Origin of the sequence: Cytobacillus oceanisediminis, from assembly GCF_007830235.1 — a bacterium.
Taxonomy (GTDB): Bacteria; Bacillota; Bacilli; order Bacillales; family Cytobacillaceae; genus Cytobacillus; species Cytobacillus oceanisediminis.
In genome coordinates this window covers 16,436-31,551 of the sequence record NZ_VLKI01000003.1, presented here as the reverse complement: position 1 = coordinate 31,551, position 15,116 = coordinate 16,436, and the positions used below count along the sequence as shown (strand labels likewise).

Here is a 15,116-nt window from a genome sequence, read left to right as displayed (position 1 = left end):
GCCGGCCAGCTCAATTTAACTTGGAATCATCTGGATAATGGTTTCAATCAATACAGTCAGTATGGGAATGGCCATTGCCAGGATAAGGATTTTGCCGCCCATCTCGATTTTTGCTGCAATAGCCCCCTGGCCTGCATCTTTCGTGATTTGTGCAGCAAATTCAGCAATATAGGCAATCCCAATTATTTTTAAAATCGTTTCCACATATACGATGTTTACCTTTGCATTTATGGCAATCTTTTCAATCATGTGGATAATGGCGTATATTTGGTCGACAAGAAACAAGAAAATGGCACAGCCTACAAAAACAATCAGCAAAAAGGCAAAATTAGGTTTTTGTTCTTTTACAATCAGTGCAAGGAACGTCGCAACAAGAGAGAATCCGACTATTTGAAGAATTTCAATGGCTGAGCCCCCCTTTAGCTCTGGAATAGGAACACTGATTTTATTTTTTGGAATAGGTTATCTACAATGGATGCAACCATGAATAATATATAAATAAAGCCGAAAAGCGTAACCCACTGTGCGTATTCCTTCTTTCCAACCTGATCCAAAATGGTATGCAAAAAGGCTACCACGATCCCGACACCCGCAATTTTGAATATGATATCAACCTCTAATCCCATCCTTTTCTCCTCCTAAGCTCTGTCCAGAGTCCGGCAGCCAATAGCTGCTGCCTGCTTCATCCGCTTTTTTGTAAAACAGCTGCCCGCAAAACCTACATTAATAAAATGATTAATAGCAATCCCGATAAAAAGCCGAGGCTTTTAACCATTCTTTCGTATTTCACTTGCTTGTCATGTGCATCTGCTTCTTCCCGTTCCAAATGGGAAAGGGTGAGCATAATCTGCTTTTGCTGCGAGAGCCGGTCATGCCGCCCAAGTGTTTCTCCAAATTGCTTCATAATCTCAAATTCACCTTGTTTAAAAGCGGTCATTTTCCATATTTCTTTTAAGCTTTGTTCCCAGGCATCCTTGACAGTTGTCTCAGAGTCAGTCAATTTTTTAGCGAAGGATTCGAAAAACCATGATAATGGCTTAGGCAACTGGGCAGACAGCCTTCTGGCTGCTTCATGAAGGGGTGTGTGGCCGTACATAATTTCAGCCTCAAGGGACTGCAGGGCCGATTTCAGCTGGCGCAGCTGCCGCGGACGTTCTGTCAGATGCCTGGAAGCTTCAAATCCAGCCCATGTTGTAGCGATTATTATAAAAACAGCTCCAATTAGCTTCATCATTTACGTCACTCTCACTTCTTGCAGGATCTCCTTGCCAGCAGCGTCCTTAATACAAGTAATGCTGCCTGGTCCGTCTTTCCTGCTGAGTTCAATAAACCTCTGGAAAATCCCCATCTCCAAAACTGCTCTTAAAGTGGGCCGTTTCTTAATTTCCTCCAGTGAGCTTCCATGTGTGGTCATTATCAGTTTGATTCCGGCATTTACGGCTTCCATAATGGCTTCTGCATCCTCCTGCCTTCCAATTTCATCGACGACTAAAACCTCCGGGCTCATTGAACGGATCATCATCATCATGCCCTCTGCCTTCGGGCACGCATCAAGGACATCAATTCTGTGCCCGAATGACATTTGCGGGATCCCACTAACACAGCCGGCGATTTCGGAGCGTTCATCGATAATTCCCACCTTGCTCGCCTGAAACGCCCCATCCGGGTCCCCGGATGATATAATTCTCGCTATATCTCTCAGCAATGTGGTTTTCCCTGTTTGCGGCGGGCCGATGATCATCGTGTGCAGCCAGCCTTCTTTATAGATGCGTGGAATCAGCTTTTCGGCAATGCCGATTTTTTCTTTGGCAACCCTTATATTAAAGGAGGAAATATCCCTGATTGCCTTCACTTTTCCTTCTTCAAGAATCACCTTGCCGGCGAGCCCGACTCGATGGCCCCCTTCAATGGTGATATAGCCCCTTTTCAATTCTTCTTCCAGTGTATAAATGGAAAAGTGGCTTATTTTATTCAGCAAGTGCACCGCATCTTCCGAATCAACAATATAAGGGAGGAAATGAGGCATTCCCTTCGTGGTCAATTCGAGCGGTCTGTTTATTCGGACCCTAACTTCTTCCAGATCCTTCAAAATTTGTGGAGGGATTTGTTTCAGCTTTTCAGAAATTTTTTTTGGCAAAAAGGCTATAATCGTTTCCATGTTTGCTCCTCCATTTTTAAATATTTCGTTTCGGACTAGCTTCTCATTATTTAAAATGTATGCCTCCAACAAAACATTATGACTTGGATTTGCTGGCTCTCCCATTTTCCTCGGGACAAGTTTTTTTGAATGGCTGTTTTTGCATACTTTGTTGCTTTTTAAATACAATTTACACCCAAAGCCTTGTCTTTTGATTTCCGTTGCAGGTGCTCAGCGAACTGCGGGCGGTCTCAGGAGCCTCCTCAGCGCTTTGCGCTTACGGGTCTCCTGAGACACGCTTCACCCGCAGGAGTCAAGCACCTTCCGCAATCTTTACGAAAAGGGCCTTTTAAATTGATCCAATCAGAGTAAACAATTAGATTTTTACAAAAAATAAGCCCAAGAAAAATTTAAAAAGGCTGGTGTCTATAGATGAAAGCAAAATGGATTTGCCTCATGCTAATCATTCAAATTGCCGTTCTTATGGGTTTGGGTTTCCCTGCTGAGGGGCTCGCTCGGCCTGCAAGTTTAGAAGGACCTCGGAATGTCATCCTGATGATTGGAGATGGCATGGGAGTTGGACAAATTGAGATCGCAAGAGAAATGGAGTACGGGAAAAATGGGCGGCTGTTCTTGGAGACTCTTCCACACACTGCACTTGTTCATACCGACTCTGCCAATAACCTGGTAACAGATTCCGCTGCAGGCGGGACGGCTTTGGCGATAGGCAAAAAGACCAATAATGAAATGATTGGAGTAACCCCGGACGGAATGGAAACAGACAGCATCCTGGATTTGTTTAAAAAAGACGGAAAGAAAACAGGAGTTATTTCTACGAATACGATTACAGATGCTACCCCTGCTGCGTTTACAGCAAGCGTCCCCAACAGGTGGTCCGGACAGGAGGAAATAGCACGCCAGCAGCTGAACAATCAAGTGGATGTGCTCATGGGAGGAGGAAGAGCCTATTTTAGACCCGAAAAACAGAATGGCAGAGATTTAATTAAGGAAGCCGCTCTAAATGGTTATACCTATGTAAGCAATCGGGATGAGCTGTTGAATGCAAAGGGCAATAAGCTGCTCGGTTTGTTCAATAATGGTTATATGAACTTTAAATTGGATCGCCCTCTAAAAGGGAGCAAAGAACCAAGTTTAAAAGAAATGACCGAAAAAGCAATCGGTGTATTGTCAAAAAGGGAAAAGGGCTTTTTTCTTATGGCAGAAGGAGCAAGGATTGACCATGCTTCACATGCTGGCGATATTACAAGCATATGGAAAGAAACAATTGAATTTGATGAGGCTGTAAGGTATGCGGTTGAATGGGCCAAAAATGACGGAGAGACACTCGTACTTGTTGCCGCAGACCATGAAACAATGGGGATATCTGCCTCAGAGCCGCTGGATATACAGCATCTGAAAAAAATTAAAGCCACTCCCCAATTTATGGTCAGCCAATTTGTGAAGGATCAAAATTCACGATCCTACAGAACAGCCAGCATCAAAGAGGTTATAAAGAAATACGCCAATATAAATCTAACTGCTAAGGAAATTGCAGCTTTTAATAACCACTTGCTAAATTCGGATAACAAAGTTTATCCTCAATACCTTGCAGCTTGGGAAATTGGAAGCCTGATTGCAGAAAGAAACCACGGGGGAATTATTACAAACAAAGTACGATCTTTAAGTTCAACTGGAGGGCACACAGGCAATATGATCCCTTTATTTGCTTATGGCAAAGGAAGTGAGGTTTTTTCAGGCGTCCTTGATAACACCGATATTCCTAAAAAAATTGCATCATTGATGAGATACAAATGGGAATAATACCTGTCAGGTAATTTAATGCGTATTTTATCCCCTTATCCGCCGTACATTCTAGAGAGATCTTAAATTATGAAAGCGGGGAGAGCATTTCATGTATTATCAGCAGCCATTCGTCCGCCATTCATCCCATTCTGCCAGCCAGGCCAGATCCAAACCCAATATCATGAGAGTTTCAGGCGAAGGGAAAATAGCAGTCCAGCCAAGCCAGTCCATAGTAACACTCGGAGTTTCAACCGAAGACCAAGTACTGCAGAAAGCACAGGAGAATAATGCACAGGCAATTGCTAACATTAAAAATGCTTTAAATAACATTGGAATACTGGATCAGCAAATTCGCACAGCCGATTTTTCGATTTTCCCGCAATATGATTTTGTGGATGGGAAACAGGTTTTTCGCGGTTACAAAGTGGAGCATGTGCTTGGCATTACTGTAGATAATATCGAAAATACCGGCCTTGTTGTCGATACGGCAGTGGACAGCGGAGCCAATCTTGTCAGGGGGATTACTTTTGAAATGGAAAGCCAAAGTTTATACTACCAGCAGGCATTGACCTTGGCTGTTGCGGATGCTTATAAGAAGGCCGAAACGATAGCGGCTGCCTTAAGAGTCCAATTAGTCGGGACACCTTTATCAGTTACTGAAGGTGCTTTTGACTTCGAAAGGCCTGTTCCCTACCAGCCTGCAGCTTTTGTTAAAAGCGAAGTGAGTACCCCCATCCAACCGGGAACGATTGATATAACGAGCCGAGTGACTGCAGAATTTATGTATTATAGCTAGGATGAATTCGACTTATAATTCTCTTCAATACGAGGATAATAAGATTGTGAACGAAAGCGTTTTTTTCACAATACGTAAAAAGAGAGGTCCTTGCAAATGAATGAAAATTTGGGGGAATTTTTAAAAAACCAGAAAAAAGGGGACAGGGCCTATCTCGGCGGAACACGGGATAACGAAACAGCGCCAACTTCCGACCCTGATTATAATAACCGCAATGACACCGATATATCACCTGGAGCGGAAGGCAGAAAATATAAAGGATAAAACAAAAAATCCCGAGAAGCTCGGGATTTTTTCTTTCTAATCATTAGGCTCGTGACACATAAGAACCGTCAGTTGTATTGATGATCAGCTTGTCTCCTTCATTGATGAAGAAAGGAACTTGTACAGTAAGGCCTGTTTCAAGAGTAGCCGGCTTTGTTCCGCCTGAAGCCGTATCCCCTTTAATGCCTGGCTCCGTTTCAGTTACTGTCAGCTCAACAGAGTTTGGAAGCTCGATTCCAAGGGATTCTCCATGGTAAAGCATGATTGCAACTTCCATATTTTCCTTTAAAAACTTTAATTCGTATTCAATTGAAGAAGCAGGAAGTTCAATCTGCTCATAAGACTCATTGTCCATGAATACGTGCTGGTCTCCGTTTGCATAAAGATATTGCATTTTACGGTTATCAATTTGGGCTTTCGCAACTTTCTCACCGGCACGGAAGGTTTTTTCCTGAATAGCGCCTGTACGAAGGTTACGCAATTTGGAGCGGACAAATGCCGCACCTTTTCCTGGCTTAACATGCTGGAAGTCCATTACACGCCAAATACCGTTATCAACTTCAATTGTTAATCCCGTTCGAAAATCGTTTACTGAAATCATGAATATGTCCTCCTAAAGTTCATTTAAAGAATAATCAATTCTTTGGTAGAATGAGTAAGCGTTTCATTATGATCCTTTGTAATTAATGTATCATCTTCAATGCGGACTCCGCCAAGACCCGGTATGTAAATGCCCGGCTCCACTGTTACCACCATGCCAGGTTCAAGAATGACATCGGATTTAAACGACAAACCTGGTCCTTCATGCACTTCCAGCCCTATGCCATGGCCAGTAGAGTGGCCAAAATAATTTCCATAGCCTTTTTCGGAAATATAGTCTCGGGTTAAAGCATCTGCTTCTTTGCCGCTCATTCCCGGTTTTATGCCTTCCATCCCGCGCTCCTGAGCTTCAAGGACGATATTATAAATTTCTTTCAGCTTATCTTCAGGTTCCCCGACTGCTACTGTACGGGTGATATCTGAAACATACCCTTTATAATAAGCGCCAAAATCAAGCGTGACGAAATCTCCTTTTTCGATCACCTTATCGCTTGCCACTCCATGCGGAAGGGCAGAGCGGTGTCCGGATGCTACGATAATATCAAACGAAGATGAAACTGCACCCGCTTTTCTCATAAAGAACTCTAATTCATTCGATACTTCCAGCTCGGTAGCCCCTGGACGAATGACATCTAGAATATGTTTAAATGCAGCATCTGCTATGTCAGCTGCCACCTTTATTATCTTAATCTCTGATTCGGTCTTAATCAAGCGTAACTTTTCAATGGTACCGGAAACAGGAACAAGTTCAGCTTCAACCGCTTTTTCATAGGCTTTAAAGGCGGAAAAAGTTAAATGGTCCTCTTCAAATCCCAGCTTCTTAATCCCAAGTTGTTTTGCCTGTTCTGCCACTTCTTCAGGAATGGCTCCGGAATGCTTAACAATCTCAAAGCCTTCGCATTGTTTTGCAGCCTGCTCTGTATAGCGGAAGTCAGTGATGAACAACGCTTTTTCTGCACTGATTAGAACCACGCCTGCCGACCCCGTAAAACCTGTCATATAAAGGCGGTTATAACTGCTTGTAATCAACATTCCATCTATACCTGATAGGTCGAAGCTTGAGCGCAGCTTTTGAATTTTTTCCATTCTTATCCTCTCCCCTTTGCAAGATCCATTAAGGCATAAAAAGCCAGTTCATAACCCTTAAATCCCAGCCCGACAATTTGTCCGTGTGCCACAGGGGCAATGACAGATGTATGGCGGAATTCTTCACGGGAATGAACATTAGATATATGTACTTCGATCACAGGAACCTGGATTCCTGCTATGGCATCCCGTATTGCATAACTGTAGTGAGTAAATGCTCCAGGATTAAATATAATACCTTTTGTTCCATCTTCATTGGCAAGATGAAGCCTGTCTAGTAATTCGCCTTCATGGTTGGATTGGAAACAAGACACTTCTATTTGGTGTGCATCACCTAATGAAGTGATGTTTTCTTCCAGATGCTTAAGAGTTTCATTACCATAAACGCCTGGTTCCCGCTTCCCAAGCAAATTTAAATTGGGCCCATTTAACAGGAGTATCTTCCTCATGATCAACCCCCTCTTACTTAGTCGCAATGTGCTTCTTTCCCGGAATTGTAATACATTAATAAATCTTTCTCGATCGCTTTTCGATTCCAGTGAAAAAGAATGTCCATTAAGAACATTCTAACATAAAGTGGAACTTCATACAGTTGAGATGTTTTCACTTCCACTCAGTATTCCCTGTATGAAGCTGTTTTTCTTTACAGCGGGAAGGCCGCCATAAGAGGAGGCTTTCTCCGCTTTAGTATTTTGCTTTTACCGAGAGCTCATCGCAGGAGAACTTTTGATAAGTGTCCTTTAACACCACTTCTTCTGCTTTTATAATCTCTTTTAGCTATGGAAACTCCGGATCTGTGCGGGCCTTCTTTTCATCTTCATTTTTGCCGCGAAGTTCATGCGCTTCGTAAGAGATGGAATACCCGACAAACACTCCAAATAAAATATAGAAACAAAGGGATGTGATAATCGTATTTCTCTCAAGCTCCCAGAAAGGGCTAATTCCCGGGAATATTGGATTTAATACAAAAAATACAACTAAGAAAAGGGCAATACCATAGCCAGCTCCCACGAATATGCTTTGAAACTTCCGCAATGCTGCATAATAAATAAGTGCAGCAACAATAGAAATGCCTCCAATCAGCAGAATGGAAATAACGGTTCCCAGCCAGCCTTCTTTCCAGGCTCCTATTGTCCAGGGCTCAAGAAAGACATTTGGACGTATTTCCGTAAAATTGAATACATAAGCCAAATAGGCCAGCCCGCTCCACAGGATGCCCCCGATCAAACCAGTAATGACTACCATAGCCATAAAAGACATCGGCTTTTCTCTCTGATTTTGTTCTAACTGCTCTCTTTCTTCTGCCATTTATGCCACCTCCATTTCCTATTATGTCCACCTGCAATTATTCCTTTGCACCATATCGAAAATTATATATAAACGGATCGTTCTTTCCCGAAAATAATTGGGGATATTTTTAAGATTTTTCCTGCTGGATGGAGGTTTTACGGGATTTTAAGTAGAATAAAATAAGTATACGAATATAAAAATTTAAAGCTCCCGGCTGATTGAACCCATTTCTCTAAAAGGGGGTTCCGGGATTGAAGAATAGAGCATAAATTTAAGTAAGAACGTAGGGGTGCAGCGGAAATGTGCAAGCCCACAATGACTTTTATTGCTGCCGGCATTTAAAAATGGGAAAATGTCAACTAATTACATTAAAGTTTTCATTCTTTCGTTTAAAAAGCGAACAAATAGGAAAAGAAAAAAATGATGACAACTTTTAGTAAAGAAATTACTTAAATCTTTGCATATATAGTTTAAAAGCTTAGAAATTTGCTCATCATGCTTTTAGGGAGGTGGCTTTCTTGAAAAATCGGATTTCATTTTATATTGTCTCGGGGCTTATAATTCTTGCTGCCCTTGGAGTGGCCGTCAGCCTGATCTCAGATCCTGCCGGTTTTTTGCAGAGAATAGCTGTCATTGTCATTATAGGTGCTGTTATATACTTTCTTTTTCAGCGCTTTAACAGAGCTAACCCCTCTAAGCGAGAGCAGCGGGCTTTTATACGGGCAGCTAAAAAATCTAAAAAACGTTTTAACCATAAAGAAGCAGGTTCAGCCAACGGCAAAAAGACTTCCATCGGCTACCTTACTTCAATTAAAAAATCCAAGAAAAAGTCTTCACCACACCTTACTGTCATAGAAGGCAAAAAAGGCAAAAAGAAAAATCGAGCATCCCTTTAATCAAGGGCTCGATTTTTTTATAGCTTACATATTAGTAACTCCAGCTTGCAAAAAATTGCTCCGCACATTGCCTGCCATGCTCAAGCAAATCCATTTTCTTTTGGTCAGTTAGCTCAAATTCGGCAGTCAGGACCCCATCAGTTGGGATAAATATGATATTTTGAGCGTGCTTCCTTGAAATGTATCGTGCATCATGCGCATCCTTCATTGTTTCGAAAAGGGCTTCGTACATTTGTATAGCATTCGAGATCTTATTGGGAGGCCGTTCACTTAGATTATGGCTTAACTTAATCCCCAATACTGGCCTGGTTTTTTTCACATTTTCCCTATCAAATAGCCACATCGGAAAATTGCTCAAAACTCCCCCATCAACGATTACACTTGAGCGGCTGTATGCCTGCAGTTTAACTGGCTCAAAAAAATAAGGAAGGCTGCAGCTCATCCTGATTGCCTTGGCCACGGGGAAAGAGCCCGGATCAATCCCATAGTGAACAAGATCATCAGGCAAAACAACAAGCCGGCCATTGGTCAGGTCAGAGGCTATTACCCTTAGTGACTGAGGCGGCAAGTCAGCAAATGTTCTTATACCTCTTGCAGCCAGCTTTTCAGCCATCCAATTCTCCAGTTCCACACCTTTGTATAACCCTAATCGCCAATAAAGCAGAAGCCATTTAGTGACAGAGAATGGTAACAATGTCTTTCTTTCATCAAGAAATTTTTTTACATCCAGTTCATCCACAAGCTGATATATTTCATTACTTGTATACCTGGCAGCAATTAATGCAGCCACTATGGAGCCTGCACTCGTTCCGGCTACCCGCTTGAATTGGAACCCCCGTTTTTGGACTGCGTCATACGCACCAATTAAAGCAAACCCCTTTATTCCTCCTCCAGAAAAAACACCGTCTATAAACATGTAAGCCACTCCTGTCGATGTACTTACTTATAGAGGAACTCTTACTTATACATCTTTAATCAGGAGCTTTTTAAAATAGTACGGCTGACAAGCAGAATTTCTTGCAATTTAAAAATTTATGATTTAGGAGGTTACCAAAACCTTGCGGAAGAGTTCTCTGCATCTAGCTCCGCTTCCGCTTTTGTTCCTTAAGTGAAATATTGGACTTCAGCCTCCGGAAAGAAGGAATGTACATATTCTCTGATTGTGTTCTCCAGATCTTTTGCTTCTTCCGTCGGATATACATATTTGCCGATTCCGTATCTTCCCCATTTATATTTGCGCTTTTCTTCATCCATTTCAAGCTTAGACTTTGGATAGCGCTTTTCAATCACCTTTTTGGCCGGTTTCGTAAATCTATGCTGAATCAATTCGAAGGTCAATCCTTGCAAGTTGATGCCCTCAAGCGATTTGCTTAACCTTTGGAAAAGCTCAAGATATCCTTCACGCCAGTCTTCGTGCATATAAATAGGCGCAACAATAAAACCTAGCGGATACCCCGCGTTTGCCACTTTTCGGGCAGCTTCAAGCCGATCATCAAAGGAAGAAGTACCCGGCTCAAAATTTTTAATCACATAGCGTGAATTGACACTAAAACGAAAACGTGTGTTTCCATTATGTTTGGCATCGAGCAAGTGATCAACATGATGGTATTTCGTTACAAAGCGAAGCTGGCCATATTCCGTCTGGCCCATAAATTCAATCGTCTTTTTCAAAGAATGAGTCAGATGATCCAGCCCGACAATATCGGAAGTACACGCCGCTTCAAAGCGGGTTATCTCAGGTTTTCTTTCCTCCATATATTTTGTGGCCTGGTCGAAGATTTCCTCCAGATTCACGTACGTACGTATATAAGGCTTGCTTCCTAGCGTCGTTTGCAAATAACAGTAGTGGCAATGGCCCATGCAGCCGGTAGCGAGAGGAATGGCGTATTCGGCTGAAGGCTTGGAAGTATCAAATTTCAGGGTTCTTCTTATGCCCACAACTAATGTGGATTTCGCATTGCGATACTTCTGCAATTCATTATCGCCGGGAATATTTCTTACCTGATTGTGGGATGTCGTCTCCCTAATTTCGATATTCATTTTTTCAAACTTCTCTTTAAGCTCTCTGCCTAAAGGATATTCCAAGGCTTGCGGTTCTATATAAACAAGCTGAGGGATAAAAGGCTTCAATGAAGTAACCTCACTTTTTAAGTTAGTCGATTGTTCAACGAACCATTTACTTTCATAACGGTTTGCTGAACCTTATGACAGTAGTATAAGCCAAATCCCCCAACAGCAAAAAAAGAAGATGGAACAATTATTTCCATCTTCTTTAGCTGTACTATTTAGTTTTACAGACCGCATTTCAGCTGGGCATTACAGTTCGTACACGTATTGCATCCGCCGATTTCTTTTACCTTCCCTTTTCGGCATACCGGGCAAGTATTGCCTATTTCTGAACCGATTGTAACATCTGTTGAACGAAGGTCGCTGATCGTATCAACTAAGACAACATGCTGCTTTGTTTTCTCTTTCTTAACGGTTTCTGTATCATCAAAGCTATTTTCTTCAGCTTTCAGTGTCAAGACCTGAGAATCGCGTGATCCGTCAACATAGACCGTTCCGCCCTTGGCACCGCCGCGGTATAGGCGCTCATACACTTTTTCTACCTGCTCAACACTATAGCCCTTCGGTGCATTTACCGTTTTGCTTATTGAGCTGTCAATCCAGCGCTGGATTACACACTGTACATCAGCATGTGCTTCTGGAGCCAAATCCATCGCTGCCACAAACCATTCAGGCAGATTATCTGGGTCTGCATCCGGGTTGCGGTCCAAATATTCCTGAACGATATCTGCCTTCACTTCAATAAACTTACCTAAGCGGCCGCTTCTGAAGTAAGAGAAGGAGAAATATGGCTCAAGGCCTGTAGAAACTCCAACCATTGTTCCTGTAGATCCAGTCGGTGCAACAGTTAATAGATGCGAATTCCGGATTCCATTTTCCAGGATAGACTGACGGACATCTTCAGGCATTTTCTTCATGAAGCCTGTTTGTGTAAATGCATTGCGTAAGCGGTTTGTATCCTCTGCATTCTCGCCTGTTAAGAATGGGAAGCTTCCCTTTTCCTTTGCAAGCTCTACAGAAACTCTGTACGCTGTCGTTGCAATTGTTTCAAAGACTTTGTCTATCAGATCATTTCCTTCTTCTGAGCCATATTCAGTTTCGCAGTAGATGAGCAAATCATGAAGTCCCATAACGCCAAGGCCAACACGGCGCTCACCAAGTGCCTGCTTTTGGTTCTCTTCAAGGAAGTAAGGGGTTGCATCTATTACATTATCCTGCATACGTACACCAACTTCGACAGTACGCTTCAGCTTTTCAAAATTTACTGTTTTGTTTTCCTTATCTGCCATTTCTGCCAGGTTAACTGCTGCCAGATTGCAGACAGAATATGGTGCGAGTGGCTGTTCCCCACACGGGTTTGTTGCTACAACCTTTTGTCCATATGCCTGTGCATTTGTCATTTCGTTGGCATTATCGATAAAGAAGATTCCTGGTTCTGCAGAGTATGTTGCACAGATATTAATCAAGTTCCAAAGCTCTTTCGCTTTAATTTTGCGGTAAACTCGAACCTTGTAGCCCAGCTTTTCCCATTCTCTTACGTCACCGACTTTGTGCCAATCTTCATTATATATTTTCATGGTCTCGGGATCGTAGGATTCCACATCCGGGAAGCGAAGCTCGTACTCTGCGTCATTCTCGACTGCATCCATGAATTCTTTTGTCAGGCAGACTGAAATGTTTGCACCTGTCAGGAATTCAGAGTTATGGACACTGTAAGTACCACCTGTAGCCATTTTTTCTTCTGCATCCTTTATGATCTTCTCGCTGAATCCGCCATATCCCGGAATAGTCTTGTAATTAACAATTCCCTGGTACATAGCAATTTCCTGTTCGGTAAAAGAAGTAAATTTTAATTTTTCTTTTGCATATTTTTTAATTGTTTCATCGTTTGTATTTTCTAGAAGGAATCGTAAAATCCTTGGATTTTGCATTTTAGAGATGATGAATTCAATAATGTCCGGATGCCAGTCCGACAGCATAATCATCTGAGCTCCTCTGCGGGACCCTCCCTGTTCAACAAGGTGAGTCAATTTCGCAATGTCATCCAGCCAGGAGACTGAACCGGAAGATTTACCGTTGACTCCTTTTGCCAGTGTATTGCGAGGTCTTAGTGTAGAACCGTTTGTTCCCACTCCGCCTCCGCGGCTCATGATTTCCATAACCTGTTTGCGGTGCTCGGAGATCCCTTCACGGGAGTCCTGGACAAACGGCATTACGTAACAGTTGAAATACGTTACATCCGTGTCAGCTCCTGCTCCGTATAGAACGCGGCCAGCCGGAATGAAGTTTAAGTTCTTTAGTTCCTGATAGAACTTTTCAAACCATTGCTTTCTCTTTTCTTCTGTCTTCTCTACGGATGCAAGGCCTGTCGCGTTACGCTTGGCAATTTGCTCATAAAAGATTTCCAAAGGCTTTTCGATTACATCCAGCGGCTTCGTAATAATACCTGTCTGTGCTTCCTCCGGATCATCGAGCACTCCTCTGTAATCTTCTTCGACTAAAACTTTAGCTGTCTTGTTTTCCCAGTCTATATCCAGGATGAAACCAAGACCTCGTGCAGGAAATTTCGGATCTTCTTTGATAGTGAGGACAACGAAGTCACCGTTTGTCAGAGTCACTTTCTCAGTATCTTTGAAAGTGTATCTGTCCAGCATGACTAAACGTGAAACACCTTTGTGGGTCATTTTCATATCCGGGGTTACAGGGTGAACCTGAGGGAATAAACGGATGTCCTTGTTTAAACGATCAATGTTCAATTTCATTTTTTGTCCTAGCGCAACAGACATTGTTACAACTCCTTCGATTTAAATTCAAGCAATTCTCTGTATGTTGTGTAAACATTTTCATAGATAGAGCAACTCTAGCTCTGTTAGAAGAGTACCCTAAAGTTACCACACCTCAAACCCTAAAATCAATATATAGTGTTTAAAATATTTTCGACACCACTATATATTGTGTTTAGTTCAGGCGTATGTGATTTTGTCAAACTTAAAAAATACTAGATTTTGAAGAAAACAGGAGGTAATGACAGATTTACGACAAATAACGATAAATTTTCATAAATTTCGAGGCTTGCACTTTTTTTATATATGAATTGGTAAAATATTCATAAAAAAACAAAAAAGCGACAGGGCCGCTTTATATCGCAGATTAACGGGCAGTAATGCCCCTATTGGCTAAATCTTCATATACAAGATGACCAAAGGCCAAACTGCCTGTAAAGGCCCGATTAGCTCAACTAACAAAAAGCGGGAAAATCACCCGCTTTTTGAATTTTCCCTTATCTTTTATAGTTCCATTCATCATTTTCATAGCGCTCTTTTGCAATTTTTTGCACATAAGCTATTTCTTCCGCTGTCAGTTCGTATGGCTCCAGCTCTATATTCAGGCCTTCTTCAAACCCTTTTTTGAAAGCCCGTTTAGCCTGGTCCAGAGTAATTTTTTTGGATGTCAGCTGGTTCATGGCGACAGCTTTATTTTTAAAAGCTTTCTGCATTCTCTCTTTTACTCTTTCGTTTGGATATTTGAATAAGCTAAAAAGCTTGTCTTCATCCAAATCAAGCAAAATGGATCCATGCTGCAGGATTACCCCTTTCTGCCTTGTTTGAGCACTGCCGGCCACTTTGCGGCCTTCTACTACAAGCTCATACCAGCTTGGTGCATCAAAACAAACAGCAGACCTCGGGTTTTTTAAAGAATCCCTTTCTTCAGCCGTCTTCGGTACAGCAAAATAAGCTTCCATCCCAAGTGCGTGAAATCCTTTTAGGATGCCTTCTGAAATGACTCTATAAGCCTCTGTTACCGTTTTAGGCATATCTGGGTGCTCTTCCGGAACGATTACACTGTATGTAAGCTCGTGTTCGTGCAGCACGCCCCTGCCGCCTGTCGGCCTGCGTACAAAACCCAATCCATGCTGTTTAACGGCTTCCATATCGATCTCTTTTTCAACCTTTTGGAAGTAGCCAATTGAAAGTGTAGCTGGATTCCATCCATAGAATCGAATAACAGGAGGCAGTTTCCCATCGCTGTTCCAATCAAGCAGTGCCTCATCCAAAGCCATATTAAAAGAGGGTGATCCCTCTCCTGAATCAATAAAACGCCAAACTTCTTTTGTCATATGTAACCCTCATTTACAGATTCTTTAACCAGTTATTTGCGGTTTATAGTCTACCAAAAT

The 15,116-nt window shown here is 42.2% G+C and carries 16 protein-coding genes; 4 read left to right on the top strand and 12 right to left on the bottom strand.

Annotation, left to right across the window (positions count from 1 at the left end):
• Positions 1 to 15: 15 nt before the first annotated feature.
• The 4 genes from spoIIIAD to spoIIIAA all read right to left on the bottom strand — a co-directional run bounded on the left by spoIIIAD (position 16) and on the right by spoIIIAA (position 2,158).
• Positions 16 to 405 carry a stage III sporulation protein AD gene (gene spoIIIAD, locus IQ19_RS06655; protein ID WP_198029810.1) on the bottom strand — a complete coding sequence of 130 codons (390 nt, stop codon included), beginning with the start codon at positions 403 to 405 and terminating at the stop codon, positions 16 to 18.
• A gap of 14 nt (positions 406 to 419) precedes the next feature.
• Complete coding sequence (gene spoIIIAC, locus IQ19_RS06650; protein WP_110064378.1) at positions 420 to 626, bottom strand: stage III sporulation protein AC; 207 nt, start codon at positions 624 to 626, stop codon at positions 420 to 422.
• 92 nt (positions 627 to 718) lie between these two features.
• Complete coding sequence (gene spoIIIAB / locus IQ19_RS06645; RefSeq protein WP_110064379.1) at positions 719 to 1,234, bottom strand: stage III sporulation protein SpoIIIAB; 516 nt, start codon at positions 1,232 to 1,234, stop codon at positions 719 to 721.
• Positions 1,235 to 2,158, bottom strand: a complete 924-nt coding sequence (spoIIIAA, locus tag IQ19_RS06640; RefSeq protein WP_144541243.1) for a stage III sporulation protein AA — start codon at positions 2,156 to 2,158, stop codon at positions 1,235 to 1,237.
• A 411-nt stretch (positions 2,159 to 2,569) separates the two neighbouring features.
• Here spoIIIAA and IQ19_RS06635 point away from each other — a divergent pair, with 411 nt between their 5' ends.
• From IQ19_RS06635 to IQ19_RS28030, 3 genes are all read left to right on the top strand, one after another.
• Positions 2,570 to 3,958 carry an alkaline phosphatase gene (locus tag IQ19_RS06635; RefSeq protein WP_144541241.1) on the top strand — a complete coding sequence of 463 codons (1,389 nt, stop codon included), beginning with the start codon at positions 2,570 to 2,572 and terminating at the stop codon, positions 3,956 to 3,958.
• Positions 3,959 to 4,049: 91 nt separating this feature from the next.
• The gene (locus IQ19_RS06630) at positions 4,050 to 4,736 is read left to right on the top strand and encodes an SIMPL domain-containing protein (RefSeq protein WP_144541239.1); all 687 of its coding nucleotides are present in this window, start codon (positions 4,050 to 4,052) and stop codon (positions 4,734 to 4,736) included.
• Between the two features lie 96 nt (positions 4,737 to 4,832).
• Positions 4,833 to 5,000, top strand: coding sequence for a hypothetical protein (locus IQ19_RS28030; protein WP_199749392.1), 168 nt, complete (start codon positions 4,833 to 4,835; stop codon positions 4,998 to 5,000).
• Between the two features lie 43 nt (positions 5,001 to 5,043).
• Here IQ19_RS28030 and efp read toward each other — a convergent pair whose 3' ends face one another.
• From efp to IQ19_RS06610, 4 genes are all read right to left on the bottom strand, one after another.
• Positions 5,044 to 5,601, bottom strand: coding sequence for an elongation factor P (gene efp / locus IQ19_RS06625; protein WP_110064382.1), 558 nt, complete (start codon positions 5,599 to 5,601; stop codon positions 5,044 to 5,046).
• A 23-nt stretch (positions 5,602 to 5,624) separates the two neighbouring features.
• Positions 5,625 to 6,686 (bottom strand): M24 family metallopeptidase, encoded by a 1,062-nt coding sequence (locus IQ19_RS06620; protein ID WP_144541237.1) that lies wholly within the window; start codon positions 6,684 to 6,686, stop codon positions 5,625 to 5,627.
• Positions 6,687 to 6,688: 2 nt separating this feature from the next.
• Positions 6,689 to 7,135 carry a type II 3-dehydroquinate dehydratase gene (gene aroQ / locus IQ19_RS06615; RefSeq protein ID WP_144541235.1) on the bottom strand — a complete coding sequence of 149 codons (447 nt, stop codon included), beginning with the start codon at positions 7,133 to 7,135 and terminating at the stop codon, positions 6,689 to 6,691.
• Between the two features lie 328 nt (positions 7,136 to 7,463).
• On the bottom strand, positions 7,464 to 7,994 hold the full coding sequence (locus IQ19_RS06610) for a YqhR family membrane protein (protein ID WP_144541233.1): 531 nt from the start codon (positions 7,992 to 7,994) through the stop codon (positions 7,464 to 7,466).
• Positions 7,995 to 8,485: 491 nt separating this feature from the next.
• Between IQ19_RS06610 and IQ19_RS06605 the strand changes: the two genes are divergently transcribed.
• Positions 8,486 to 8,872: an SA1362 family protein gene (locus IQ19_RS06605; protein WP_277875292.1), complete on the top strand. Its 387-nt coding sequence runs from the start codon at positions 8,486 to 8,488 to the stop codon at positions 8,870 to 8,872.
• 31 nt (positions 8,873 to 8,903) lie between these two features.
• Here IQ19_RS06605 and IQ19_RS06600 read toward each other — a convergent pair whose 3' ends face one another.
• The 4 genes from IQ19_RS06600 to IQ19_RS06585 form a co-directional block, all read right to left on the bottom strand.
• On the bottom strand, positions 8,904 to 9,788 hold the full coding sequence (locus tag IQ19_RS06600; RefSeq protein WP_144541229.1) for a patatin-like phospholipase family protein: 885 nt from the start codon (positions 9,786 to 9,788) through the stop codon (positions 8,904 to 8,906).
• Between the two features lie 188 nt (positions 9,789 to 9,976).
• The gene (gene splB / locus IQ19_RS06595) at positions 9,977 to 11,002 is read right to left on the bottom strand and encodes a spore photoproduct lyase (RefSeq protein ID WP_144541227.1); all 1,026 of its coding nucleotides are present in this window, start codon (positions 11,000 to 11,002) and stop codon (positions 9,977 to 9,979) included.
• A 161-nt stretch (positions 11,003 to 11,163) separates the two neighbouring features.
• Complete coding sequence (locus IQ19_RS06590; RefSeq protein WP_144541225.1) at positions 11,164 to 13,725, bottom strand: vitamin B12-dependent ribonucleotide reductase; 2,562 nt, start codon at positions 13,723 to 13,725, stop codon at positions 11,164 to 11,166.
• Between the two features lie 494 nt (positions 13,726 to 14,219).
• Positions 14,220 to 15,056, bottom strand: a complete 837-nt coding sequence (locus tag IQ19_RS06585) for a lipoate--protein ligase family protein (protein WP_144541223.1) — start codon at positions 15,054 to 15,056, stop codon at positions 14,220 to 14,222.
• Positions 15,057 to 15,116 lie beyond the last annotated feature (60 nt).